At 67.0% G+C, this 430-nt stretch carries 1 pseudogene; it reads right to left on the bottom strand.

The features are described from left to right. Positions 1–430: pseudogene (locus EN852_RS41205) on the bottom strand (peroxidase); the annotation flags it as partial.

Below are 430 nucleotides of genomic sequence, written 5' to 3' on the forward strand. Positions count from 1 at the left end.
GCGCGATGGCGCCCAGCACACGGTTGCGCAGCGGCGCCTCGGCGCGCCAGCGATAGGCCAGGCGATGCGCGGCACTCGCGTCATAGACGACCTTGCGCGCCCGGTTCAGATTGCCGAGCGGTCGGAATTCGTCGGTCGTGTTCCACGGGTTGAAGGCAAGCTCGTCGATCACCCTGGTGTTGGTGAAGGCTTCGGCGGTGCCGGCCGAGGGCTGGGTGATGGTGAGCTCAGCCACCTTGATCGGCGGCGAGACAGTTTCGCTCCACTCGACCGCGGTGTCCTCGATCGGCGTCGAGCGCTCGTCGATGAAGGGCTGGACGCAGAGCTCAAAACGGATGTCGCCATTTGCCAGCCGCGCGGCGAATTCGTTCGACAGGTAACTTGCATCCGTGGTGGACGGATCCGGCGCGGGCGCGGTGCTCGGCACCGG

Origin of the sequence: Mesorhizobium sp. M2E.F.Ca.ET.209.01.1.1 (assembly GCF_004010375.2) — a bacterium.
In the GTDB taxonomy this organism is placed as follows: Bacteria; Pseudomonadota; Alphaproteobacteria; order Rhizobiales; family Rhizobiaceae; genus Mesorhizobium.